Origin of the sequence: Aquitalea pelogenes (assembly GCF_001515305.1) — a bacterium.
GTDB lineage: Bacteria > Pseudomonadota > Gammaproteobacteria > Burkholderiales > Chromobacteriaceae > Aquitalea > Aquitalea pelogenes.
Genome location: NZ_LNQV01000046.1, coordinates 1 through 24,347, shown reverse-complemented (window position 1 = coordinate 24,347; position 24,347 = coordinate 1). Strand labels below are relative to the sequence as shown.

At 60.4% G+C, this 24,347-nt stretch carries 17 protein-coding genes, 1 tRNA gene, 1 rRNA gene and 1 pseudogene; 14 read left to right on the top strand and 6 right to left on the bottom strand.

Annotated features, from left to right (window positions below; translation table 11 throughout):
• Positions 1-28: 28 nt before the first annotated feature.
• Positions 29-946 carry a LysR family transcriptional regulator gene (locus AWT75_RS16625; protein ID WP_204377083.1) on the top strand — a complete coding sequence of 306 codons (918 nt, stop codon included), beginning with the start codon at positions 29-31 and terminating at the stop codon, positions 944-946.
• A gap of 21 nt (positions 947-967) precedes the next feature.
• Here the strand turns inward: AWT75_RS16625 and AWT75_RS16620 are convergent, their stop codons facing one another.
• Complete coding sequence (locus AWT75_RS16620) at positions 968-1,873, bottom strand: LysR family transcriptional regulator (protein WP_062790596.1); 906 nt, start codon at positions 1,871-1,873, stop codon at positions 968-970.
• 100 nt (positions 1,874-1,973) lie between these two features.
• Here AWT75_RS16620 and AWT75_RS23600 point away from each other — a divergent pair, with 100 nt between their 5' ends.
• On the top strand, positions 1,974-2,480 hold the full coding sequence (locus AWT75_RS23600) for an isocitrate/isopropylmalate family dehydrogenase (protein WP_275575763.1): 507 nt from the start codon (positions 1,974-1,976) through the stop codon (positions 2,478-2,480).
• The gene (locus AWT75_RS23595; RefSeq protein ID WP_275575762.1) at positions 2,435-3,058 is read left to right on the top strand and encodes an isocitrate/isopropylmalate family dehydrogenase; all 624 of its coding nucleotides are present in this window, start codon (positions 2,435-2,437) and stop codon (positions 3,056-3,058) included. The genes AWT75_RS23600 and AWT75_RS23595 overlap by 46 nt, the downstream gene beginning before the upstream one ends.
• 344 nt (positions 3,059-3,402) lie before the next feature.
• On the opposite strand, the gene AWT75_RS16610 is transcribed toward AWT75_RS23595, so the two are convergent.
• Positions 3,403-3,493: transfer RNA gene (locus tag AWT75_RS16610), tRNA-Ser, on the bottom strand.
• Positions 3,494-3,662: 169 nt separating this feature from the next.
• Between AWT75_RS16610 and AWT75_RS16605 the strand changes: the two genes are divergently transcribed.
• From AWT75_RS16605 to AWT75_RS23100, 5 genes and pseudogenes are all read left to right on the top strand, one after another.
• The gene (locus AWT75_RS16605) at positions 3,663-4,196 is read left to right on the top strand and encodes a GNAT family N-acetyltransferase (protein ID WP_062790594.1); all 534 of its coding nucleotides are present in this window, start codon (positions 3,663-3,665) and stop codon (positions 4,194-4,196) included.
• 248 nt (positions 4,197-4,444) lie between these two features.
• Positions 4,445-7,636, top strand: a complete 3,192-nt coding sequence (locus tag AWT75_RS16600) for an efflux RND transporter permease subunit (RefSeq protein WP_062790591.1) — start codon at positions 4,445-4,447, stop codon at positions 7,634-7,636.
• A gap of 9 nt (positions 7,637-7,645) precedes the next feature.
• Complete coding sequence (locus AWT75_RS16595) at positions 7,646-8,815, top strand: efflux RND transporter periplasmic adaptor subunit (RefSeq protein ID WP_062790589.1); 1,170 nt, start codon at positions 7,646-7,648, stop codon at positions 8,813-8,815.
• 3 nt (positions 8,816-8,818) lie between these two features.
• Positions 8,819-9,595 (top strand): annotated as a pseudogene (locus AWT75_RS23105) (TolC family protein); the annotation flags it as partial.
• Positions 9,596-9,726: 131 nt separating this feature from the next.
• Positions 9,727-10,248: a TolC family protein gene (locus tag AWT75_RS23100; protein ID WP_239689631.1), complete on the top strand. Its 522-nt coding sequence runs from the start codon at positions 9,727-9,729 to the stop codon at positions 10,246-10,248.
• A gap of 81 nt (positions 10,249-10,329) precedes the next feature.
• Here the strand turns inward: AWT75_RS23100 and AWT75_RS16585 are convergent, their stop codons facing one another.
• The gene (locus AWT75_RS16585) at positions 10,330-10,986 is read right to left on the bottom strand and encodes a hypothetical protein (protein ID WP_062790584.1); all 657 of its coding nucleotides are present in this window, start codon (positions 10,984-10,986) and stop codon (positions 10,330-10,332) included.
• Between the two features lie 175 nt (positions 10,987-11,161).
• Positions 11,162-15,973 (bottom strand): NAD-glutamate dehydrogenase, encoded by a 4,812-nt coding sequence (locus AWT75_RS16580; protein ID WP_045848084.1) that lies wholly within the window; start codon positions 15,971-15,973, stop codon positions 11,162-11,164.
• Between the two features lie 518 nt (positions 15,974-16,491).
• Here AWT75_RS16580 and AWT75_RS16575 point away from each other — a divergent pair.
• The 6 genes from AWT75_RS16575 to AWT75_RS16550 all read left to right on the top strand — a co-directional run bounded on the left by AWT75_RS16575 (position 16,492) and on the right by AWT75_RS16550 (position 21,570).
• Entirely contained in the window at positions 16,492-17,256 is a 765-nt protein-coding gene (locus tag AWT75_RS16575; RefSeq protein ID WP_045848083.1) for an ABC transporter substrate-binding protein, read from the top strand.
• Positions 17,257-17,352: 96 nt separating this feature from the next.
• The gene (locus tag AWT75_RS16570) at positions 17,353-18,117 is read left to right on the top strand and encodes an ABC transporter substrate-binding protein (RefSeq protein WP_062790582.1); all 765 of its coding nucleotides are present in this window, start codon (positions 17,353-17,355) and stop codon (positions 18,115-18,117) included.
• Positions 18,118-18,183: 66 nt separating this feature from the next.
• On the top strand, positions 18,184-18,873 hold the full coding sequence (locus AWT75_RS16565) for an ABC transporter permease (protein WP_062790580.1): 690 nt from the start codon (positions 18,184-18,186) through the stop codon (positions 18,871-18,873).
• On the top strand, positions 18,870-19,601 hold the full coding sequence (locus tag AWT75_RS16560) for an ABC transporter permease (protein WP_045848080.1): 732 nt from the start codon (positions 18,870-18,872) through the stop codon (positions 19,599-19,601). The genes AWT75_RS16565 and AWT75_RS16560 overlap by 4 nt, the downstream gene beginning before the upstream one ends.
• A gap of 93 nt (positions 19,602-19,694) precedes the next feature.
• On the top strand, positions 19,695-20,492 hold the full coding sequence (locus AWT75_RS16555) for an ABC transporter ATP-binding protein (protein ID WP_045848079.1): 798 nt from the start codon (positions 19,695-19,697) through the stop codon (positions 20,490-20,492).
• Positions 20,493-20,592: 100 nt separating this feature from the next.
• Positions 20,593-21,570 carry a GlxA family transcriptional regulator gene (locus AWT75_RS16550; RefSeq protein ID WP_045848091.1) on the top strand — a complete coding sequence of 326 codons (978 nt, stop codon included), beginning with the start codon at positions 20,593-20,595 and terminating at the stop codon, positions 21,568-21,570.
• Positions 21,571-21,825: 255 nt separating this feature from the next.
• On the opposite strand, the gene AWT75_RS16545 is transcribed toward AWT75_RS16550, so the two are convergent.
• Both AWT75_RS16545 and rrf read right to left on the bottom strand, forming a co-directional pair.
• A complete protein-coding gene (locus AWT75_RS16545) occupies positions 21,826-24,033 on the bottom strand; it encodes an ATP-binding protein (protein ID WP_239689630.1) in 2,208 nt (735 codons plus the stop codon).
• A 223-nt stretch (positions 24,034-24,256) separates the two neighbouring features.
• A 5S ribosomal RNA gene (gene rrf, locus AWT75_RS23970) occupies positions 24,257-24,347 on the bottom strand; the annotation flags it as partial.

Below are 24,347 nucleotides of genomic sequence, written 5' to 3'. Positions count from 1 at the left end.
CATCATTACGTTAAACGTAACAATCAACATGCAATCCGACCTTGCCTTCTTCTGCCTGATCGTCAAACAGGGCAGCATGGCCGCCGCCGCACGCGAGCTGAACCTGACGCCCCCTTCGGTATCGCGCCGCCTGGCACAACTGGAAGAACGGCTGGGCGTGCGTCTGCTCAACCGCACCACCCGCCGGCTGAGCCTGACCGGCGAAGGCGAGGTGTACTTTGCCAGCGCCATGCGCATCCTCAGCGACATCGAGGAAATGGAACAGCAGGTATCCAGCAGCCGTGCCGCGCCCAAAGGACTGCTGCGCATCAACGCACCACTAGGCTTCGGGCGCTCCTACATCGGCCCGGCGATTTCGGCTTTCAATCGGCGTTATCCGGAAGTGGAAGTCCAGCTGCACCTGACCGACCGCCCGGTCAACCTGCCGGATGAGGCCATTGACATCGCCATCCGCTTTGGCGAAGCACCGGACTCCCGCCTGATTGCCAAGAAAATTGCCGCCAACCGCCGCCTGCTGTGCGCCTCGCCGGCTTATCTGGCCGCCGCCGGCAGCCCGCAGACGCCGCACGACCTCACCCGCCACCAGTGCATCGTGCTGCGACAAAATGAAATGGCGGCCGGCAACTGGCGACTGAGCCATGGCAAGCAGACAGAAACGGTGAAAGTACATGGCACACTCAGCACCAATGACGGCGAAGTGGCACTGAACTGGGCGCTGGATGGCTATGGCATCCTGATGCGGGCGGAATGGGATGTGGCCAAATACCTGCGCAGCGGCAGGCTGGTACAGGTGCTGGCAGAATTCGAAACACCACCAGCCGATGTCTACGCGGTATACATGGAAAGGCTGAACCTGTCGGCCAAGGTGAGCTGCTTTGTCGAGCACCTGCGCAACTTCATGCGCCAGCATGCCGACGGCCCGGCAGCCGGGCGCACGGTCTGGTAGACGTCCTGCCCGCTGACCGGCCTAGCCCGCCAGGCTGGTGGCAAACCATTGCTCCAGAAAAGCAATGCACACCCGCACCTTGGCCGAAGCGGAAGAACGTTCGGGATACACGGCCCAGACATCGGCCGGCTGGTATTGCTCAGGCAAGATGTGCAACAGGCGTCCTTGCTGCACGTCATCTGCCACATCCCAGGCCGAGCGCAGGATGATGCCGTGGCCGTCCAGCGCCCATTGCCGGGCGATTTCGCCGTTGTTGCTGGCCAGCCTGCCCCCCACCCGCACCACTTGCTCGCCTTGCGGGCCGTGCAAGGTCCAGCGGCCATAGTCCTGATCCCGCTCGCGGATCAGGATGCACTGGTGCCGCGCCAGTTCCGCCACCGACGCCGGCATACCGTGGGCAGCCGCATAGGACGGTGCAGCACACAATATCCGTCGGTTGGCGGCAATGCGGCGGGTAATGACATTGCCTTCGCGCACGCTGCCCACGCGGATATCCAGCTGGAAGCCCTCCTCTACCAGATCCACCGCCCGGTCCAGCAATTCCAGCTGTATTTCCAGTTGCGGCTGCTGCAGGGCCAGCGCCGACAGTGCGGCCGCCAGCTTGCTGCGGCCAAAACCGCTGCTGCTGCAAATGCGGATCAGCCCGTCGGCCTGTGACTTCTCCTGCGATACCGCTTCGCCCATCAGCCGCACATCTTCCAGGATGCGCAGCGCCCACTGATGCACCACCTCGCCCTGTGCGGTAAGGCCGACCTGCCGCGTGGTGCGGTGAAACAGGCGCTCCTTGATGGCTTGCTCCAACAGGCCGATACGCTTGCTGACCAGCGCCTTGGACACCCCCATGGCGCGGGCGGTGGCGGCAAAGCTGCGGTGACGCACTACCTGGCAAAACAATTGCAGATCATCCAGCTGCGGCGTTTCGTTCACGATTCATGTCCAATCAATCAACAGTAAACAGGATTGTAAATGCGGCGTAGCTTGTTAAGCTCGGTTTTTGCCTGCGGACTGCTCAAGGAAAGTCGATACCATGAAACACAAAATTGCCGTGATTGCCGGGGACGGGATCGGTCAGGAAGTCATGCCGGAAGGGCTGCGCGTACTGCAAGCGGCCAGCCGCCGGTTTGGTCTGGAACTGGAGTTTCAGGTTTTCGACTGGGCCAATTGCGACTACTACCTGCAACACGGACAGATGATGCCGGACGACTGGCATGCGCAACTGTCCGGCTGCGATGCCATTTATTTTGGCGCGGTGGGCTGGCCCGACAAGGTGCCGGACCATGTGTCGCTATGGGGCTCCTTGCTCAAGTTCCGCCGTGCATTCGACCAGTACGCCAATGTGCGCCCGGTGCGGCTGATGCCCGGCATTCCCTGCCCACTGGCTGGCAAGCAGGTAGGCGATATCGACTTCATGGTGGTGCGCGAGAATACCGAGGGCGAGTACTCCTCCATCGGCGCCGCATTTTTGAAGGCACCGAACGGGAAACCGTGGTGCAGGAATCCATCTTCACCCGTCACGGCACCGATCGCATCCTGAAATTTGCCTTCGAAATGGCACAAAAGCGGCCGAAAAAACACCTCACCTCCGCCACCAAATCCAACGGCATCGCCATCAGCATGCCCTACTGGGACGAGCGGCTGGAGGCCATGGCCGGGCATTACCCAGATGTGGCCTGGGACAAATACCACATCGACATCCTCACCGCACGCTTCGTCCTCAGCCCGGAGCGCTTTGACGTGGTGGTGGCATCCAACCTGTTCGGCGACATCCTGTCCGACCTGGGCCCGGCCTGCACCGGCACCATCGGCATTGCCCCATCGGCCAACCTCAACCCGGAACGCAACTTCCCTTCGCTATTCGAGCCGGTGCACGGCTCCGCCCCGGACATTTACGGCCAGGGCATTGCCAACCCGATTGCCATGATCTGGTGCGGCGCGATGATGCTGGAATTCCTGGGCCAGGGAGATGCCCGCTATCAGGCAGCGCACGATGGCATCATGGCGGCCATCCACCAGGTACTGGAACACGGCCCGCGCACCCCGGACATGGGGGGCGATGCCAGCACGCAAATGCTGGGACAGGCCATTGCACAAGCAATCACGGAAGCAAATTGACTTGAGTCTGGGGCTGGTCGCAGTATGGCCAACCGGCTATGTGCGGACTGACTCCAGGCGGTATTCCTTTAATCCCGGGCCAGCGTGACCCCACCCAGTGCAGGCACACCAAGCCCCCGGGACGAGGGCATGCAGGAGGAGACAAGCTGTCGTTAAACAGGAGACAGATGCCGGCTGATTTGCAGGCCATATTGCACATGCACCTGCAAGCACCCAGTGCAAAAGCACGTGGAAAGTGGGGCAAAACAATTTGCGACGTTACAGACTTCACAGGTGGAACTTCGCAAGGGAAAAGACGGCACAAAACGAAAAAGCCCTGAATAATCAGGGCTTTTTCAAGTATCTGGCGGAGAGGGGGGGATTCGAACCCCCGTTAGGGTATTACCCTAAACACGCTTTCCAGGCGTGCGACTTAAACCACTCATCCACCTCTCCAGATGGCTGCTGCTGCACTGCAATGCCGTGCAACAGAGAAGAGCATAATACAGCCTTAACCCGATGCTGACAATACCCTGTCCTGCATTTTTCGCGCCCGGCCCGGCAGTTTGTGAATGCCGCCAGCCGTGGGCTACACTGCCCAATCCCCTTGCCAGACAGCCACGCCATGCTGCTCATCATTACACCACGCCTGCAGTTGCGTGAACTGACCCCCGCCGATGCCCCGCTGGTGCTGGCCTTGCTGAACGACCCGGACTTCATCCGCAATGTGGCGGATCGTGGCATTCGTACTCTTGAAGCAGCCAGCGATTACCTGCTGCGCGGGCCTTTGCTCAGTTATGCCGAGCACGGCATCGGTTTGTGGTGTGTGGAACGGCGCGAAGACGGCCAGCCGGTAGGCATGTGCGGCCTGATACGCCGTGCAGGCCTTGCCGATGTGGACGTTGGCTATGTCATGCTGCCAGCCTGGCGTGGGCTGTCTTATGCCAGCGAGGCGGCGACGGCCTGCGTGCAGTACGGCTTGCACAGCCTGCACCTGTCGCGGGTGGTGGCTTACATCAACCCCGACAATGCGGCATCCGCCCGGGTTCTGTGCAAGGCCGGACTGCATGCCTGCGGCCACATCACCCTGCCCGACGCCAAGACACCGGTACTGCTGTTCAGCAGCGATGCACCGGCCACACCAGCAGCGCAGTCATAATTGATAACAAATTGTCATCGCATTGCCCCACGCAGCCGCCATGCATTGGGCTACTATCACAAAGGACATGGCGGTTGACCTGCTTTGGCAGCAGCGCGATGGCACAACAATAAAACTCGACTGAGCCTGCGCCCTTTTCCCTTGCTGCCACCGGCACCCCTGCCGCAGGCTGGCGCTGCCGGCACAGTCGCCAGCAACAACAAGCCGGCCACGCGGACCGGTCACAGGCAGGAAGGCAGTTTTCCCCGATGTGGATTGTTGAAACGGCGCTGCGCCGACCTTACACCTTTATCGTGATGGCCATTGTCATTGTGCTGGCCAGCGTGCTGGCGCTGCTGCGCACCCCGGTGGATGTGCTGCCGGAAATCGACATCCCGGTCATCAGCGTAATCTGGGGTTACAACGGTCTGGCACCGCAGCAAATGGCCGACCGCATCACCCAGTCCAACGAGCGCATCCTCACCACCACGGTGAATGACATCGAGCATATCGAGTCGCAGTCGCTCAACGGCATTGCGGTGATCAAGATTTTCTTCCAGCCCAACGTCAATATCCAGACCGCCATTGCCCAGGTGGTATCGGTATCGCAGGCGGTGGTACGGCAGATGCCCACCGGCACTACCGCACCGCTGGTGATCAAGTACACCGCTTCCAGCGTGCCGGTGGTGCAACTGGGCATGTCCAGCAAGACCTTGTCCGAGCAGGATGTGTTCGATGCCGCGGTCAATACCCTGCGCCCGCAACTGGTGACCATTCCCGGCGTGGCCATTCCCTACCCTTACGGCGGCAAGGTGCGGCTGCTGTCGGTGGATCTGGACCTGGCCGCGATTACCGCCAAGGGCATGACGCCGGCCAATGTGGTGAATGCCATCAGCAGCCAGAACCTGATCCTGCCAGCAGGTACTGCCAAGCTGGGCGATACCGAATTCAATATCGGCCTGAACGGTTCGCCCACCACCATTGCCGGGCTGAACAATATTCCGGTGCGCAGCAGCAATGGGGCCACCACCTATCTGGGCGAGGTGGCGCATGTGCGGGACGGCTATTCGCCGCAAACCAATATCGTGCGGCAGAACGGCCAGCGCGGCTTGTTGCTGTCGGTGTACAAAAACGGCGGCGCGTCCACGCTCAGCGTGGTGGACAATCTGAAAAGCCTGCTGCCTTCGGTGACCCCTTTGCTGCCCAAGGGTATTGAGGTGTCGCTGCTGGCGGATCAGTCGGTATTCGTGAAAACCGCCGTGGAAGGCGTGGTGCACGAGGCGCTGATTGCCGCCGCGCTGACCGCCATCATGCTGCTGCTGTTTCTGGGCAACTGGCGCACCACGTCCATCATTGCCATCTCCATTCCCTTGTCGATTTTTTCTTCGGTGATTCTGCTGCATGCGGTGGGTGAAACCATCAATGTGATGACGCTGGGCGGCCTCGCGCTGGCAGTGGGCATTCTGGTGGACGATGCCACGGTGACCATCGAAAACATCGAGCGCCATCTGCACATGGGTTCGGACCTGCACACCGCCATTCTGGAAGGTGCCGGGGAAATTGCCATTCCGGCCTTTGTGGCCACGCTGTGCATCTGCATCGTGTTTGTGCCGATGTTCTTTCTGGAAGGCGTGGCACGCTATCTGTTCGTGCCGCTGGCCGAGGCAGTGGTGTTTGCCATGCTGGCCTCCTACCTGCTGTCGCGTACGCTGGTGCCCACGCTGGCGCTGTTATTGATGGGTCATCAGGGGCGCAGCGGCCGGGTGACGGCCTGGATTCACCATGTTCATGAGCGCTTCAACCATCAGTTTGAAAAACTGCGCAGCGTGTATGTGCTGTTGCTCAGCCACCTGCTGACCCACCGTCGCCGCTTTCTGGCCGGGTTTCTCGGTTTCTGCCTGCTGTCCTGCGGCCTGTACCTGCTACTGGGGCGCGACCTGTTCCCCACCGTGGATACCGGCCAGATCAAGCTGCACATGCGCGCGCCCACCGGCACCCGCATCGAAAACACCGCCAGACTGGCCGATGGCGTGGACAATGCCTTGCGGGAAATCATTCCGGCGGAAGAGCTGGACACCATCATCGACAATATCGGCCTGCCCTATTCCGGCATCAATCTGTCCTACAGCAATTCCGGCACCATCGGCACGCTGGATGCAGACATCCTGATTTCGCTGAAACCGGGCCATCAGCCAAGTGCCGATTACATCGAAAAAATTCCATCGCTGCTGGCCAAACGCTTTCCGGGGGTGGAGTTCTTCTTCCAGCCGGCCGATATCGTTACCCAGATTCTCAACTTCGGCACCCCATCAGCCATTGACGTGCAGATTTACGGCAAGAACATGGCGCAGAACCACGCCTTTGCCGTGCAGCTGGCCGACCGTATCAAGCAGATCAACGGCGCAGTGGATGTCCATGTCCATCAACGCATGGATGCACCGTCGCTCAAGCTGGACATGGACCGCACCCGCTTGCAGGGCATGGGGCTGAATGCGGTGGATGTGGCACAAAACCTGTTGTTGCCGCTGTCCGGCAGCCAGCAAACCCAGCCCACCTTCTGGCTGAACCCGGCCAATAGCGTGGTGTACAACATGCAGGCGCAAACCCCGCAATACCGCATCAACGGGCTGGATGAGCTGCTGCAACTGCCGGTCAACCCGGCGGGCGTCAGCGGCAGCACGCCACAGCAGCTGGGCAATCTGGTGCGCGTCAGCCCCGGCCGCGAGGCCGCCATTGTCAGCCGCTACAATATCCAGCCGGCGGTGGACATCTACGCCAATGTGCGCGGGCGCGACCTGGGCGCGGTGGCCAGCGAAATCCAGCAGCTGATCCGCCAGAGCGAGGCCGGGCTGCCCAAGGGCAGCAAGATCAGCCTGCGCGGCCAGGTGGAAACCATGCAGTCCTCCTATACCGGGCTGGGCCTGGGCATTCTGGGTGCCATCGTGCTGGTTTACCTGCTTATCGTGGTGAACTTCCAGTCCTGGCTGGACCCCTTCATCATCATTACCGCCCTGCCCGCAGCACTGGCAGGCATTGCCTGGATGCTGATACTGACCGGCACCAACCTGAGCGTACCGGCATTGACCGGGGCCATCATGACCATGGGCGTGGCCACCGCCAACAGCATTCTGGTGGTGTCTTTTGCCCGTCAGCGCCTGCACGAAGGCCTGCCGCCGCTGTCCGCCGCGCTGGAAGCCGGGGCCACCCGGCTGCGCCCGGTGCTGATGACGGCACTGGCGATGATCATCGGCATGATTCCGATGGCCATCGGCATTGGCGACGGCTCGGAACAAAACGCACCGCTGGGCCGCGCCGTCATTGGCGGCCTGCTGTTTGCCACCGTCTCCACCCTGCTCTTCGTCCCGGTGGTGTTTGCCAGCTTCCACAGCTATCTGGCCAGACGCCGCGCAGCCGCCAGCACCCCGGATGACGCAAACCCCACTACGCCTGAAGCAGCCTAGGACAACACCATGACCGATCAGCGCCATGCCAATCAGGGCGTGCCAGCCTTCCACCACGACACCCTCCCCGGCCTTGACGGCCGCGACAAGGTGGCGCGCCGCGCCCGCACCGTCACCATCATCATCGTACTGCTGTTGCTGGCCGGGCTGGGCCGCACCTTGCTGGCGCGCCAGGCCAATGCCGACACGCTGGCAAAACAGGCCAGCCAGAGTGCCATCCAGCAGGTACGGGTGGTGCAGGCGCAGAACAATCGCCACGACAACCGGCTGACCTTGCCGGCCACGCTGCAAGGCATGCGCGAGGCACTGGTGTATGCGCGTGGCAGCGGTTACGTCAGACAATGGTTCAAGGACATCGGCCAGTCGGTGAAAAAGGGCGAGCTGCTGGCGGTGCTGGACACCCCGGACATCGACAAGCAAGTAGAGGAAGCCGCCGCCAGCCATGCACTGGCCCGTAACGCCTATCAGCGCTGGAGCCGCTTGCGCGCGCAGGATGCGGTTTCCCAGCAGGAGCTGGATGAAAAAACCGCCGCCTTCCAGCAAAGCCAGGCCACGCTGAAACGGCTGCGCGACCAGCAGGACTTCGGCCGCATCGTGGCACCGTTTGACGGCATCGTCACCAAACGCAATATCGACAACGGCAGTCTGGTCAATGCCGGCAATGGCGGCAGCGGCCAGTCGCTGTTCAGCGTGGCGCAGGTGGACCAGCTGCACCTGTACGTCTACCTGCCACAAGACCGTGCCAACCAGGTCAAGGTGGGCGACCCGGTGGACATCACACTGACCGAGGGCGGCAAGCCGCTGGCAGGCAAGGTGGCCCGCACTGCCGGTGCCATCGATCCGGCCAGCCGCACCCTGCAGGTCGAGGTAGTGCTGCCCAATGCCCAGCACCAGTTGCTGCCCGGCCAGTATGTGGAAGCCAGCTTCAAGCTCAAGAGCCCCGCCGGGATGACCCTGCCCACCAATACCCTGGTATTCGGCCCCGAGGGCAGCCAGGTGGCCGTGGTGGATGAACTCAACAAGGTAAGACTGCAAAAAGTGGCACTGGGGACAGACTATGGCAAGGACATTGCCATCAAGGCCGGGCTGAGCGGCAAGGAGCGCATCATCCTGAATCCGTCCGATGCCATCCACAACGGCCAGAGCGTGGCCATTGTCGCCAGCGACAAGGGTGAGTGAGCCATGCGCGCCTTCCTTACCCCGCTGGCTGGCACCAGCTTGCTGCTGACGCTGGCCGGCTGCGCGGCCATCGGGCCGGACTACCGCACCCCGGCCATCAGTGACATGCCCACCAGCTGGCAAGGCAGCGGGCAGTGGCAAGCAGCCCAGCCAGCCGACCAGCAGGCCAAACAGCCCTGGTGGCAACAGTTTGGCGATGCCACGCTCAACCGGCTGGAAGCCGACTGCATGGCCGGCAATGCCAGCCTGAAACTGGCACTGGCCCGCCTGCAACAGGCCCAGGCCCAGGCTGGCATCCATGTCGCAGCCACCCTGCCCGCTGTCAGCACTGGTGCCAGCGTCAGCCGCACACGCATTTCGGCTGACCGTCCCCTCACCAATTACCAGTCCACCAATAGCAGCACCATCCAGAACGATTACAAGCCCACGCTGAATGTGAGCTACGAATTCGACTGGCTGGGCCGGGTACGCCGTGACGTGGAAAGCGCCCGCGCCAGCGCCGCGCAAAGCCAGGCCGACAGCGAAAACGTGCGCCTGCTGCTGAGTGCGCAACTGGCCACGGCCTATTTCCAGCTGCGCCAGCTGGATGAGGAAAGCGCCCTGCTGCGGCAATCCATCAGCCTGCAGCAAAAAGTGCTGCAGCTGACTGAAATCCGCCATCGCGAAGGGCTGGACGCCGCCGGTGCACTGGCCACCCAGCAAGCCAGCCTGCAAGCGGCACAGGCCCAGCTAAGCCTGCTGGGCAACCAGCGCCAACAACAGCAGGATTTGCTGGCCACCCTGAGCGGCCATCCGGCCAGCAGTTTCCAGCTGAGCGCTGACAGCCTGCCGGCCCGCCTGCCGTCATCCCTGCGGGTGTTCCGGCCGATCTGCTGCAACGCCGCCCGGACATTGCCGCCGCCGAACGCGCGATGGCCGCCGCCAATGCGCAAATCGGCGTGGCCAAGGCCGCCTGGTTCCCGCAGCTCACGCTGTCGCCCACCTATATCGGTTATGAATCCGCCCAGCTGGCGCGGCTGGTTTCCGCACCGGCCCTGGTGTGGTCGCTGGGCCTGCAAGCAGGCCAGACCCTGTTTGACAATGGCAAGACCCGCGCCGGGGTGGACTACGCCGAGGCCGGTTATCAGGCCGCTGCCAGCAGTTATCGCCAGACAGTCTTGCAGGCCATCCAGGAAACACAGGACGCGCTATCCACCCTGCAAGGGCTGGATCAGGCCAGCACGCAGCAAGGCGACGCAGTCAGCAGCCAGCAGCACGCCTACGACATTTCCCTGTTGCGCTATCGCGAAGGGCTGGATAACGCGCTGACGCTGGCCATCAACCAGCAAAGCCTGCTTGGCGCACAACGCCTGCAAGCCCAGCTGCATGGCAGCCAGTTTGTCTGGAGTGTCAATCTGATCAAGGCGCTGGGTGGAGGCTGGCAGGCGCAGTGAAGCCGGTCGGTCCTGGCCGCGCCCATGAAAAAACCCCGCACATCGAGGCGGGGTTTTTCTTGTGTCAGCGCCAGCGCAGCTTCAGGCAGTCACGCGCAAGTCCTGCAGGCCGTCCTCGGCCGGGACATCCACATAGCGGACCAGGCCCGGCAAATCGTCCGGCAAGGCTGTTGTCGCCGCGGCACCTTCCAGCAGCGCCAGCACCGGCTGCAACACCACACGGCGCAGCAGGCCTTCGTCGGTGCTCAGCGCATCCAGTCGCAGGCTGTAGGTCCATTCATCGCCAAACGGCGATTCGTCATCTTCCCAGCGCAGCAGGCGGCCAGCCTGATTCAGCCAGGGCTGCCAGCCGGTGGCGGGGAAGCCGACGTAGGCGTCGTAATCGAAGCTGAATTCACAGGTCCAGTGCGCAATGTGCAGCACCGGGCCCAGCGGCTCCGCCCCTGCACCCGAACCAACACGTGGCACGCCGTCGCCCGCCAGGCTGATCTGGAAATTCAGGAAGGCGACGATAGTGTCCTTGCGCTTTTTCTTTTGAAGCAGCGGCAGGCTGCAGCACAGCGCCTGGCGGGATTCGCCGCGTTTTTGCTGTTCGGTCAGCGGCTTGCCCACGGTGCACAGTCCGCTGGCCGGCAAGGCCTGCTGCAGTAGTTCGATCAGCGCCTGTTCCAGTTGCTTGGCGTGGCGCCAGGCTTGCTCTGCTTCCCGAGCGGAGGCGTCGGCCTGTGTGTTCTGCATCTTGTCATTCCAGTCTGTTCGGCATGATGGATGCCGGAGTCAAGTGCGGATGATAGCCGGATTTGCCTGCTGCCGTCCGCCGCTTCTCATCAAACCCGGCGCATTTTGTGCTGATCACCATAAAAAAACCGGCCCCTGGGGGCGGTTTGCATGAAGCAGACACCAGACTGACAGATCAGGCCAGCAGGTGATTGTTGAGCTCGCGCATACCGGCAGACAGCATGGCCAGGTCCAGCACGCTGAAGGACTGCAGCTCGGCAAACATCTGGTAGCACAGTTCCAGCTCGCCACGACGCTTGCTCAGCCAGGCATCGGCAAAAGCCTTGTCACCGATGGCTTCGCTGAGGGCCAGCTTGGCCAGCTTGCGATGCAGGCGGTACAGGTCGTCACGCAGCGCGGAACGGGCCAGCGACTGCCAGCGGTTGTCGCGCGGCAGACCGGTAATGGCGTCACGCAGCCAGTCCAGTTGCAGGGTGCGACCCAGCTGGAAGTAGTTCTGTGCCACTTCGTCCTGCGACAGTTCGCCGCCTTCGCTGATTTCGATGATGTCCATCAGCGGTACGGCAAACTCCAGACGCGCCAGCACGCGGGCCAGTTCCTGCGGCATGTTCGGCAGGCTCAGGCGGGCTTCCAGCTCGGCCACGGCCGGGTACTGTCTGGCATCCACCAGTGCCGGCAGACGTGCCAGCAGTTCCTGTACCTTGCCGGCGTACTGTTCGATCACGGCATTCACCGAGGTGAACGGACGCTTGTTGCGCAGCACCCAGCGGGTGACGCGTTCGATCAGGGTACGCACCAGCACCATCATCTGCATTTGCTGGTCGGCCGGAATCAGGTTGTCCAGCGCTTCGATCTGGCCCCACAGGTTTTCCGCATCAAACACGCGGCTGGCAATCCACCAGGCGCGGGCGATGTCGGCCGCGGAGAACGGCGACTCTTCCTGCAGGCGGAACACGAAGGTGGTGCCCATGCGGTTGATGATCTGGTTGGCCAGCTGGTTGGCGATGATTTCGCGACGCAGCTGATGCTGTTCCATCTGCTTGCCAAAGCGCTGTTGCAGCGGTTTGGGGAAGTAGTTGACCAGCACCGGCAGGAAGTCGGCATCGTCCGGCACATCGGTAGCCAGAATGGCCTGATCCAGCGAAATCTTGCTGTAAGCCAGCAATACGGCGATTTCCGGCACGGTGAGACCCTGACGCGCCAGACGGCGTTCGTTGATCTGGGTATCGGACGGCAGGTATTCGATTTCGCGGTTCAGTTCGCCCGTCTTTTCCATGTGCGCAATCATGCGGGCATGGGTGGACAGCATGGAGGCGGCTTCCAGACGCTTGATGGCCAGCACCTGGGTTTGCAGCACGTTGTTGCGCAGCACCAGATGACCGACTTCTTCGGTCATTTCGGCCAGCAGTTCATTACGCTGCTTCAGCGTCATGTCACCGGCTTGCATCACCGCGCCCAGCAGGATCTTGATGTTGACTTCGTGGTCGGAGCAATCCACACCAGCGGAGTTGTCGATGGCGTCGGTGGCGATACGGCCGCCGCACAGCGCGAATTCGACACGGCCCAGCTGGGTGCAAGTCAGGTTACCGCCTTCGGCCACCACGCGGGCTTGCAGTTCGTTGCCATTGACACGTACCGGATCGCAAGCGCGGTCGCGGGCGTCGGCATGGCTCTGAGTGGAAGCCTTGATGTAAGTACCGATACCGCCGTTGTACAGCAGGTCGATCTTGGCCTTGAGGATTTCATGGATCAGCTCGTTCGGCGCCATGTGGTCCTTGTCGGTTTCCAGCCAGGCCTTGACTTCAGGCGACAGGGGAATGGACTTGGCCGAGCGCTCGAAAATGCCACCACCCTTGGAAATTAGCTCGCGGTTGTAATCTGCCCAGCTGGAACGCGGCAGATTGAACAGGCGGGCACGTTCGGCAAAGCTGGTCTTGGCGTCCGGAGTCGGGTCCAGGAAGATATGCAGGTGGTTGAACGCAGCCTTCAGGCAGATGTGTTCGGACAGCAGCATGCCGTTGCCGAATACGTCGCCAGCCATGTCGCCAATGCCGATCACGGTGAAATCCTGCTCCTGGGTGTTGATGCCCAGATGACGGAAGTGGCGCTTGACCGATTCCCAGGCACCGCGGGCGGTAATGCCCATGCCCTTGTGGTCGTAACCGGCGGAACCACCGGAGGCAAAGGCGTCACCCAGCCAGAAGCCGTAAGATTCGGAAATGCCGTTGGCGATGTCGGAGAAGGTTGCAGTGCCCTTGTCGGCAGCCACCACCAGGTACGGATCATCCGGGTCCAGACGGCGCACGTCCTTGGGCGGAATGATCTGGCCGGTCACCAGGTTGTCGGTGACATCCAGCAGCGCGGAGATGAAGATCTTGTAGCAGGCGATGCCTTCAGCCAGGAAGGCTTCGCGGTCGCTCGGTGCCGGCAGTTGCTTGCCGACAAAGCCACCCTTGGAACCCATCGGCACGATGACGGAGTTCTTCACCATCTGTGCTTTCACCAGGCCCAGCACTTCGGTACGGAAGTCTTCCATGCGGTCGGACCAGCGCAGGCCGCCACGCGCTACCTTGGAGCCGCGCAGGTGCACGCCTTCCACACGCGGGCTGTACACCCAGATTTCAAACATCGGGCGCGGCTGCGGCAGGAAGGGAATCAGGTTGGATTCCAGCTTGAAGGACATATAGGACTTGAACTGGCCGTCGGCATCCTTCTGCCAGAAGTTGGTGCGGCGGGTAGCCAGAATCACGGCCAGGAAGCCGTTGAGGATACGGTCTTCATCCAGGTTGGCCACATTGTCCAGCAGCTCTTTCACTTCGGCCAGCAGCGCGTCGGCACGGGCGTCATCGGCATTCACCGGGTCCAGGCGGGCCACGAACAGCGCCACCAGACGACGGGTGATTTCCGGGTAGTTGGCCACGCACTGTTCCAGATAGTTCTGGCTGAAGGTGAGGCCGCCCTGACGCAGATATTTGGCCAGTGCACGCACCAGCGAGATTTCACGCCAGTCCAGGCCGGCAATCAGCGCCAGACGGTTGAAACCGTCGTTTTCGCAACGCTTGGCAAATACCTGGGACAGCAGTTCCTGGAAATCTTTCTGTACCGCTTCGCTGGACATCTGCTCGAAGAAGGCACCCACGTCCAGGCCAAAGTCGCTGATCCACACCGCGGAGCCGTCTTCACGCTCGACACGGTAGGGATGCTCGTCGCGCACCTTGACGCCCATGTTTTCCAGAATCGGCAGGCTGGCGGACAGGCTCATCGGCTCGCCTTCGCGGAACAGCTTCAGGTTGAATGCCTGGTTGCCGCGATGGAAAGGACGGTACAGCTTCATGGCCAGCGGGTTGCTGGCAGACACGGATTCCAGCAATTGCACGTCCAGCACTGCATTACGTACGGCAAACTCTTCGCGGTACGCCACCGGGAAGGCGGTGCGGTAGCGATTGAACAGCAGGTTGCCGGCTTCTTCGCCATGCACTTCCACCAGTTGCTGGTGCATTTCTTCCACCCAGCCACGTACCAGACGGGCGATTTCCGCCTCGATGTCGGATTCGCGGAAGGCCGGCAGCTTGGAGGCGTTGGTGCGGATGATGTAATGCACGCGAGCCAGCGAGCTGTCGCTGATCTGCACGCTGAATTCTGCCGAGCTGCCGTTGAAGGCAGTCATCAGTACCTTCTCGATTTTCAGGCGCACTTCGGTATTGAAGCTGTCACGCGGCACGTATACCAGGCTGCTGACATAGCGGTGGTAGCGGTCCTTGCGCACGAACAGGCGCACGCGCGGGCGCTCTTGCAGGCTGACAATGCCTTCGGCGATCGGGCCCAGCACATCGGCCGGAATTTCAAACAGCTCGTCACGCGGATAGCTTTCCAGCACGAAACCCAGGGTCTTGGCCTTGTAGCTGTCGTCCACGTAGTCGCAGTTGGCCACCACGCTGGCCACTTTCTGACGCACCAGCGGAATGTCTTTCGGCGAAGCCTGATAGGCACCGGCGGTATACAGGCCGAGGAAGCGGCGCTCGCCGATCACTTCGCCCTTGTCGTTGAAGCGCTTGATGCCGACAAAGTCGACATAGGCCGGGCGGTGGATGATGGAGCGGGTTTGCGATTTGTTCAGGATGATCAGCTGCGGCAGGTGCGCCAGTTCGCGCAGTTCTTGCGGCAGGGTTTCAAAGCTGGCGGAGTATTCCTTGTCGCCCTGGTCGCGCAGGATGCCGAGGCCGGAATCCTTGACGATCTTCAGGCTGTCCTTGCCATCACGCTTGACCAGGTCGTAGTCGCAATAGCCCATGAACAGGAAGTGGTTGGCTGCCATCCAGCCCAGGAAATCCACGGCTTCCTTGGCTTCTGCCGCGCGTTCGCCCTTCACCTTGGCCAGGTCCTTGCCGATGTCGCCTACCACGGCGCGCATTTTCGGCTCGTCGCTCACCACCAGACGGATGTCGGCAATGATGCGGTTCAGCTCGGCTTCCAGCTTTTGCAGGGTGGCGGCATCGCTGACGCGGTCGATCTGCACGTGGATGAAGGATTCCAGCGGCAGGCTGCGGTCTTGCGTGCGTTTTACTTCCAGCAGGTTGCCGTTCTTGTCGCGACCAACCGACAACACCGGGTGCACCAGGAGGTGCAGATTGATGTTGTAGCGCGACAGCAGCATGGAAATGGAGTCGATCAGGAAAGGCATGTCGTCGTTGACGACTTCAATCACCGAATGGGTGCTTTGCCAGCCATCACGCTCGAAATCGGGAGTATAGATACGCACCTTGTGCTGGCCGGGGTTACGCTTGCGCGCGAACTCGAAATGGGCCAGTGCAGCACCGAACAGATCCAGCGAGGAAAACTGGCGCAGGTCGGCATGCTCGGTTTCTTCAAAGTAGATCGGGAAGAATCCGGCGAGTTGTGGTGTCTCCTTGGGTGAAAGCTTGCTCTCGGCAACGGCCTGAATATCGGCAATCAGGCTCGCCAGTTCGGTCTTGTTGGTAAGCGACATGGGGCTTCTCTTGTTGTATGCACGGTTTGTGTCGGGGCATTGTAGTAAGCCCGCTACCAGCGGGATTTCCTTAATGCGACATCGACTTACAGAAAGATGGGATGCAGTGCAGCATGAAAAACCGGCAGCCACTGCACTACTGGTTTTTCTCCCACTATTTGCCTTATAGCAATGCGACGGCCAATTACAAAAAGGCCGTGACAGCCTACATTGTATACAATCCGACAATCAAGTTATAAGTGACTGATTTTGATGACGTTTCACAAGAGTTACAAACTGGCGTAGAATGCGCCCCTTCGCAATTTGTTGCTATCCGCGCCAAATGCGACTGATTGTTGGGCAGGGAGTTTCCGTGCCACCATTGCCTGGCGTCTTCACAGGAGGCGCATGCAGGCATAACAACAACAGGTTCCGGCCGCGCTGCCAAGGCAGCCACCCCATCCGCGCCGGGTTTACAAAGTAAGACCACGGGAACAAGCAGCACGCTTGCTCCCTGCATGCGAGAAGCAGAGACACATATGAAGAAGGTTATTTTTGCGGCTGCAGTTGCAGTCAGCCTGTCCGGTTTTGCCAGTCACGCAGAAACCATCCGCTTTGGTGTAGACCTCAACTACCCGCCGTTCTCCAAGCAAGGTGCTGATGGCAAGCCGGAAGGTTTCGACATCGACATGGCCCAGGCCCTGTGTACCGCCATGAAGGTGAGCTGCCAGATCGTGCCGCAGGACTGGGACGGCCTGATTCCCGCACTGAATGCCAACAAGTTCGACGCCATCCTGTCTTCGATGCAAATCACCGAAGAGCGCAAGAAGGCCGTCGACTTCAGCAACAAGTACTACAACATCGCCAGCCGCATCGTGGCCAAGAGCAACACTCAGGTGTCACAAACTTCCTTCAAGGGCAAGAAGATCGGCGTGCTGCGTGCATCCACCCAGGAAAAGTTTGCCCGTGACTTCTGGGGCAAGAACGGTGCCACCATCGTGGCTTACACCAAATCCCCTGAATCCTTCCTCGACCTGAAAGCCGGCCGTGTTGATGCCGTCTTTGTCGATGGCGCAGTGGGCGAGCAGGAATTCCTCAAGACCGACGGTGGCAAGGGCTACGCCTTTGTCGGCCCCAACTACGCCGACGTGAAGTACTTCGGCCTGGGCGCCGGCATTGCCGTGAAAAAGGGCAACCAGGCCCTGGCCACGCGCATCAACAAGGCCATCGAGCAGATCCGCAAGGATGGCAGCTACAAGAAAGTACAGGACAAGTACTTCCACTTTGACGTCTACGGCGGCTAAGCCCGGCACGTCTGCTGCATAGTCCAGCTTGCGCCGGCAGCCAGCCTGTCGGCGCACAGGACCACACATCCAACAAAAAGACCTACCGGAGAAACCATGTTCAAGTCCCTCATGGTGCTGGGCGCGTGCGCGCTCGGCATGGCTGCTGCTGCCCAAGGCGAAACCCTGCGCTTTGCCACCGATGCCAGTTACCCGCCGTTTTCCCAACAAGGCCCGGACGGCAAGATGAAGGGCTTCGACCCGGATATCGCCCAGGCCCTGTGTTCTGCCATGAAAGTGACCTGCGAAGTGGTGCCGCAGGACTTCGACGGCATCATCCCTGCCCTGCAGGCACGCAAGTTCGACGCCATCATCGCCTCGATGAACATCACCGAAGAGCGCAAGAAGGTCGTCAGCTTCTCCAACAAGTACTACAACATGCCCAGCCGTCTGGTAGCCAAACAAGGCAGCCAGATCAACGATGCCTGGTTCAAGGGCAAGAAGATTGGCGTATTGCGTTCTTCCATCCAGGAAAAATACGCCCGTGACAACTGGGTGAAGCTGGGCGCGAAACTGGTGTCCTATGCCAAGGCACCGGAATCCTTCCTTGACCTGAAAGCCGGGCGTGTGGATGCCAGCTTTGTCGATGCCGCCGTGGGTGAATCCGACTTCATCAAGACGCCAGCGGGCAAGGGTTACACCTTTGCCGGGCCGGAGTACAACGAGGTGAAGTACTTCGGTGAAGGCGCAGCCGTTGCCGTACGCAAGACCGACGCAGCCCTGCTGGCCCGCATCAACAAGGCCTTGCAGCAGATTCGTGCCGACGGTAGCTACGACAAGATCCAGAAGAAGTATTTCAGCTTCGACATCTACGGCAAATAAACCGTCATGGTGGCGCGGGCGGCAGTCGTCCGCGCCGTCCCTTCCCGGGAAACACAGGGGTAGTACATGTTTTTACACGGATATCTTCCCAGCATCCTCGATGGAGCGGTGCTGACACTGAAACTGGCGGCGGCATCGCTGGCGGTTTCCGTCGTACTGGGCCTGGTCGGTGCCATGTTCAAGATGGCCCCGTCCAAACCCTTGCGCACACTGGCCGAGCTTTACTCCACCGTGGTGCGTGGTGTGCCGGACCTGGTATGGATGTTCTTGCTGTTCTTCGGCGTGCAGATGCTGCTCAACGATGTGGCCGCCGCCATGGGCTCGGCCGCCCCGGACATCGACCCCTTCATTGCCGGGGTGCTGACACTGGGCTTCATCTTCGGTGCCTACATGACCGAAACCTTCCGCGGCGCCATCATGGCCGTGCCCAAGGGACAGATGGAAGCCGGTGCCGCCTACGGCATGGGGCCGCTGCGCATTTTCTGGCGCATCACCTTTCCGCAAATGGTGCGCTTTGCCCTGCCCAGCTTTACCAATAACTGGCTGGTACTGGTGAAGTCCACCGCGCTGGTTTCGGTGATCGGCCTGAATGACGTGATGTACCGCGCCGATGCAGCCAAGTCCAATACCCAGGAGCCGTTTACCGTCTACATGCTGGTAGCGGTGATCTTCCTGGTGATCACCAGCGTGTCCAACATCCTGCTGGGCATGCTGGAGCGTCGCTATTCCACCGGTCTGAAGGAGAACGGCCTGTGATCGACTTTCACCTTATCCTCGACAAACTGCCGGCCTTTCTGGGCGGGGCTGACGGCCAGCCACTGCTCAGCACCAGCGACGGCATCGTGATGACCCTGGAGCTGCTGGGTGCCTCGCTGCTGTTGGGCATGCTGCTGGCCATTCCGCTGGCGCTGGGCCGGGTGTCGAAAAACCGCCTGCTGTCCGGCAGCGTCTGGCTCTACACCTATGTGTTCCGCGGCACACCGCTGCTGGTACAGCTGTTCATCATCTATTACGGCCTGTCGCAGTTTGATGCCGTACGCGAGAGCTGGCTGTGGCAATACCTGCAGGATGCCTGGTTCTGCGCCATTCTGGCCTTTACCCTGAACACTGCGGCCTACACCACCGAAATCATCGCCGGCCAGATCCGCACCACCCACTGGGGCGAAATCGAAGCCGCCCGCGCCATGGGCATGAGCAAATGGCTGATGATGCGCCGCATCGTCATTCCTTCCGCCCTGCGCCGCGCCCTGCCGGCCTACAGCAACGAAGTGATCATGATGATGCAAAGCACGGCGGTGGCCGGTCTGGTTACCCTGGCCGACATCACCGGGGTGGCACGCCGTATCTACAGCGATACCTATATGGCCTTCGAGCCCTTCCTGATTGCCGGGGCCATCTATCTGGTACTCACTTTTGTCTTTGTCTGGCTGTTCAAGCAGGCAGAGCAACGCTGGCTGGCCTACCTGGCCCCGCGCAAGCATTGACAGCGTGGGCAGCCACACGGCTGCCTTCTTTCAGCAATGGCCGGCTGTCGGCATGACAGCGGCGCGATGAAACCTTATACAAGGGTTGCAAGCATGAAACACAACGACGCGGCACAAGCCACCGACATCAAACTGCGCGTGAGCGACCTGCATAAAAGCTATGGCAGCCACGAAGTGCTCAAGGGGGTTTCCCTCACCGCCCATGCCGGTGACGTGATCAGCATCATCGGCTCCTCCGGCTCTGGCAAAAGTACCTTCCTGCGCTGCATCAACATGCTGGAACACCCCAATAGCGGGCAGATCCAGTTGGGCGGCGAAGAGCTGCAACTGGTACCGGACAAAAAAACCGGCGCACTGCGCGCCGCCAACCACAAGCAGCTGGAGCGCATCCGTACCCGGCTGGCCATGGTGTTCCAGCACTTCAACTTGTGGGCACACATGACGGTGCTGGAAAACATCATCGAAGCGCCCATCCATGTACTGGGCCTGTCGCGGGACGAGGCCATTGCCCGCGCACGCAAGTATCTGGACAAGGTGGGCCTGAAAGACGTGGAAGGCAAATACCCGTCGCACATGTCCGGCGGTCAGCAGCAGCGTGTAGCCATTGCCCGCGCACTGGCCATGGAACCGGAAGTGATGCTGTTTGACGAACCGACTTCAGCACTGGACCCGGAACTGGTCGGCGAAGTATTGCGGGTGATGCAGGACCTGGCGCGCGAAGGCCGCACCATGGTGGTGGTGACCCACGAAATGGGCTTTGCCCGCGAAGTGTCCAACCACGTGATTTTCCTGCACAAAGGCAAGATCGAAGAACAAGGCAATCCGCGCGAAGTGCTGGCCAATCCGCAAAGCGAGCGGCTTGCACAATTCCTCTCCGGCAGTCTTAAATAAATCGTACAATGCCACACTGAAATAGCAGCGCCACGCCATCCACGGCATGGCCTGCTTTTTTGGTATAGTGCTCAACTTTTTTGCAAACATGGGTCAATCAATGCACGCTGCCAAACCGTTGCGCTACGGTTTTCTCCTGCTTCCGCACGCTTCCATGGCCGACTTTGCCATCGCCAGCGAAGTGCTGACCCGGGCCAATCAACTGGCCGAAAAAAAGCTGTACGAATTCTTGCCGCTGTCGCTCAATGGCCTGCCGGTCGCCATGTCCAATGGCTTGAAGCTGCCGGTGGACCTGCCACTGGCTTATGCGCCCAAGCTGGACGGCCTGTTCATCCTGGCGGACGACATCACCATTGATGTCAATCTGGACGAACTGCTCAAAAGCATCAGCGGCCTGCACACCGACAAGCTGCCCATTGCCGGCATTGGCTGCGGCAGTTACTGGATGGCCCGTGCCGGCTTGCTCAACGGCTTTCGCGCCACCATCCACTGGCAGGAAATCAGCCGTTTTACCGAGGAATTCCACGAGGTCATCGTTTCGTCCAACCTGTACGAAACCGATCGCTGCCGCATGAGCTGTGCCGGTGGTGCAGCCACACTGGATTTCATGCTGTCGCTGGTTGGCAATCAGCATGGCCATGAGTTCACCGCCCGCCTGTCAGAAATGTTCAGCATCGAACGCCTGCGTCCCGGCAACGAGCGTCAGCGCATTCCGCTGGCCACCCGCATTGGCGGCAGCCAGCCCAAGCTGACCGAAGCCGTCAGCCTGATGGAAGCCAATATCGAAGAGCCGCTGACCACCGACGACATTGCCTACTATGTCGGGGTGTCACGTCGCCAGCTGGAACGCCTGTTCAAGCAGTACCTGAGCACCGTGCCATCCAAATACTATCTGGAGCTGCGCCTGAGCCGCGCCCGCCAGCTGCTGCAGCAAACCAGCAAGTCCATCGTGCAAATCGGCCTGGCTTGCGGCTTCTCCAGCGGGCCGCACTTCTCCAGCACCTATCGCAATCACTTCGGCATCACCCCGCGCGAGGAACGCGCACAACGTACTCAGGTGGTGGTTGAGCCACGTTGATCTGCCAACGCCCTACCCTTCAAGCAAAAGAGCCGCAATGCGGCTCTTTTGCTTATTGCCCCTCTCGCTTGCTGAAAAGAAAGCGGGGCCCCCTTACAAGGTAAGGGCGGGTGGATAGGGAATAGATGGGAAGGCTGCGGAAACAAGCAGTAAGTCGAAAGGACCGGCTTTGCCGGGTCCGGTCAAATCGCACTGAATCACTTTGTCAGCAGCCTGAAGAGCCGCAATGCGGCTCTTTTGGGTATTGAATCCGTCTCAACCGGCGGCTGGCTCCTGCTCTGTCGCAGCCACCGTTTGCGACAAGGGTAGCTCGATACGGAAGCAGGCACCGCTGGCTGGAATGTTTTCTGCACAAATCAGGCCGCCATACTGCTCGACAATGGTCTGGCAGATCGACAAACCCAGGCCCATGCCATTCTGCTTGGTGGAGAAGAAAGGATGGAACAGCACTTCCAGCGACTCCGGAGAAATACCACGACCGGTATCACGCACTTCCAGAATGGCCTTCTTGCCCTCACGCCGGGTGTGAATGATGATATGGCGCTTCATCACCGGTTCATCGCGCAGCGCATCCATGGCATTGGACAACAGGTTCAGCACCACCTGCTCCATCTGGATGCTGTCCGCCATCACCGTCATCGGATACACCGACAACAGCTGCACCATCTCGATACCACGCTCCTTGAGGTCGTACTCCGCCAGGAACATGCAGTTGCCCACCACCTGGTTCAGGTCGATCAGGCGGATTTCCATGGCCCGCTTGCTCACCAGCGCACGCAAGCGCTTGATGATTTCACCGGCACGGTCCGCTTGTGCCACCGCCAGTCGCAAGGCCGATTCGATCTGCGGCCGGCTGTCTTCACCAAACTCCAGCAACTGCAAAGAAGCCTGGCAGTAATTGGAAATGGCAGTCAGTGGCTGATTGACTTCATGGGCAATACCGGAGGCCATCTCACCCATGGTATGCAAACGCGCCACGTGGGACAGCTTTTCCAGATGCTCCTTCACCCGCAACTCGCTGGCCTCGAGTGCCTCGGCAGCGCGCTGCCGTACCGGCCCCATATCGCGCAAGGCACACACCACACCGGTCAGGCTGCCCGCACGGGAAAACAGCGGCGCAATCGCCCCCTCCACCAGACGCACATGCCCGCGCGCCGTTGCCAGCTGCATCCGCTCGGGCAATTCAACCGTATGCGCCTGGCGATAGCATTCGCTGATCGGATTCTCGGCAAACTCGGCCGATAGCTCGCCAATCAAGCGGAACACGTTCTGGTATGGCTGGCCGACTACCTCTTCCCGACTCACGCCCAGCAAGGTCAAAGCCATCGGATTGGCCATTTCGATCTGCTGCTGCGTATCCAGGATGATCACGCCATCATGCACGGCATTCAAGGCAACGGCAGCACGCTCGCTTTGCAGGAACAAGGCTTCATCCGCCTGACTCTGTGCCCGGCGCAAGGCAAGACGCTGACTGTACAGCAGCCACAGCGAGAGCATCAGAGACAGGACCAGCCCTTCACGCAGCAGCAAGCCACCGAACTTGAAATCGCCCGGAAACACCTCCTTGCCCACCCGCAAGGTAAATGGCTGGGACTGACTCACCAGCGGCAAGCTGATGTCCAGCTTGGCTACCGCAGGCCACCACCCTCCTCCGTTGCTGTGCTTGCCCGGAATGGTATAGATGGTTGAGCCCGGATTCGCCGTAGCCATGATCGATAGTTCCAGATCCGCCGGCACTCCTTCACCCGGAGAGATGGTGAGCAATTTCTCGCAGTACACCACCAGCGCCACCACGCCGATCAACTCCTTGCGTGCCCCGCTTGCCTGCCGTACCGGAGAATCCAGAAACACCGGCTGCATCAATAGATAGACACGTCCACCTTCATACAAATCGAAAGGCACCGACGCGACTTTGCGCCCGGTGCGAATGGCTTGCTTGATCTCGGTGGCAAAACGCGGCTCATGCAGCACGTCATAGCCATATACTGAACTGGCTGCTGCAATGTCCGGCTCGATCATGGTTACCACCAGATGCTGTTCACGCACGGGCGCAGGTATCCAGCTGCGGCGACCGGCAATATCGAAATCCCGGATAAAAAAGGTCTTGCCGAAGCGCTGCTGCATTTCGTCCAGGAATGTACTGCGGTTATCCCGGCTGACATTCTGGAAAAACTCTACGGTATACAGCTGAGAATAATGAGACAGCAGCTGATGAGAAAATGACTTGAGAATCGGCATCTCGAACTTCTGCCGCGACATCAGCATGGCATCCAGTGCAGCCAGCACCGATTCATTCTGGTCCAGCTTTCTGGCAATCACGCCATGCGCCAGCCTGGCTGTACGGTCAAAGTCTTCCTGAATGCGTTGATACTCTGACATTGCCCATTGAATACCCACCATCAGGGACACGGCCAGCCACAGCAGCACAAACAGGTGCAGGCGTTTATGCAGATAATCAAGCAAGGGAGTCTCTCAGAGAAAGCGTGGAAACAAGTCGGCAGAATGCCAGGATCAAATCATGCCGGACATTGTAAACCGGCCACTCCAGCAGTAACAGCGTAGTACTGCTTATCTTGAAAGCGGGGAATACAGGCTAATACCCGCCTGCACATCAGATGTTTGGTCAGCAATTTTCACCGCCAAAAGCACAAAGCCCAGCTCGTGTGAGCTGGGCTTCAAAGGGGGAGTCTGGCAGTGTCCTACTTTCACATGGCGAATGCCACACTATCATCGGCGCTAAGGCGTTTCACGGTCCTGTTCGGGATGGGAAGGCGTGG

Coding starts and splice junctions, on each gene's coding strand:
- AWT75_RS16555 (WP_045848079.1), top strand. CDS start 19,695: ATGAAACACAACGACGCGGCACAAGCCACCGACATCAAACTGCGCGTG.
- AWT75_RS23600 (WP_275575763.1), top strand. CDS start 1,974: ATGAAACACAAAATTGCCGTGATTGCCGGGGACGGGATCGGTCAGGAA.
- AWT75_RS16600 (WP_062790591.1), top strand. CDS start 4,445: ATGTGGATTGTTGAAACGGCGCTGCGCCGACCTTACACCTTTATCGTG.
- AWT75_RS16585 (WP_062790584.1), bottom strand. CDS start 10,986: ATGCAGAACACACAGGCCGACGCCTCCGCTCGGGAAGCAGAGCAAGCC.
- AWT75_RS16605 (WP_062790594.1), top strand. CDS start 3,663: ATGCTGCTCATCATTACACCACGCCTGCAGTTGCGTGAACTGACCCCC.
- AWT75_RS16575 (WP_045848083.1), top strand. CDS start 16,492: ATGAAGAAGGTTATTTTTGCGGCTGCAGTTGCAGTCAGCCTGTCCGGT.
- AWT75_RS16595 (WP_062790589.1), top strand. CDS start 7,646: ATGACCGATCAGCGCCATGCCAATCAGGGCGTGCCAGCCTTCCACCAC.
- AWT75_RS16550 (WP_045848091.1), top strand. CDS start 20,593: ATGCACGCTGCCAAACCGTTGCGCTACGGTTTTCTCCTGCTTCCGCAC.
- AWT75_RS16625 (WP_204377083.1), top strand. CDS start 29: ATGCAATCCGACCTTGCCTTCTTCTGCCTGATCGTCAAACAGGGCAGC.
- AWT75_RS16570 (WP_062790582.1), top strand. CDS start 17,353: ATGTTCAAGTCCCTCATGGTGCTGGGCGCGTGCGCGCTCGGCATGGCT.
- AWT75_RS16580 (WP_045848084.1), bottom strand. CDS start 15,973: ATGTCGCTTACCAACAAGACCGAACTGGCGAGCCTGATTGCCGATATT.
- AWT75_RS16565 (WP_062790580.1), top strand. CDS start 18,184: ATGTTTTTACACGGATATCTTCCCAGCATCCTCGATGGAGCGGTGCTG.
- AWT75_RS23100 (WP_239689631.1), top strand. CDS start 9,727: ATGGCCGCCGCCAATGCGCAAATCGGCGTGGCCAAGGCCGCCTGGTTC.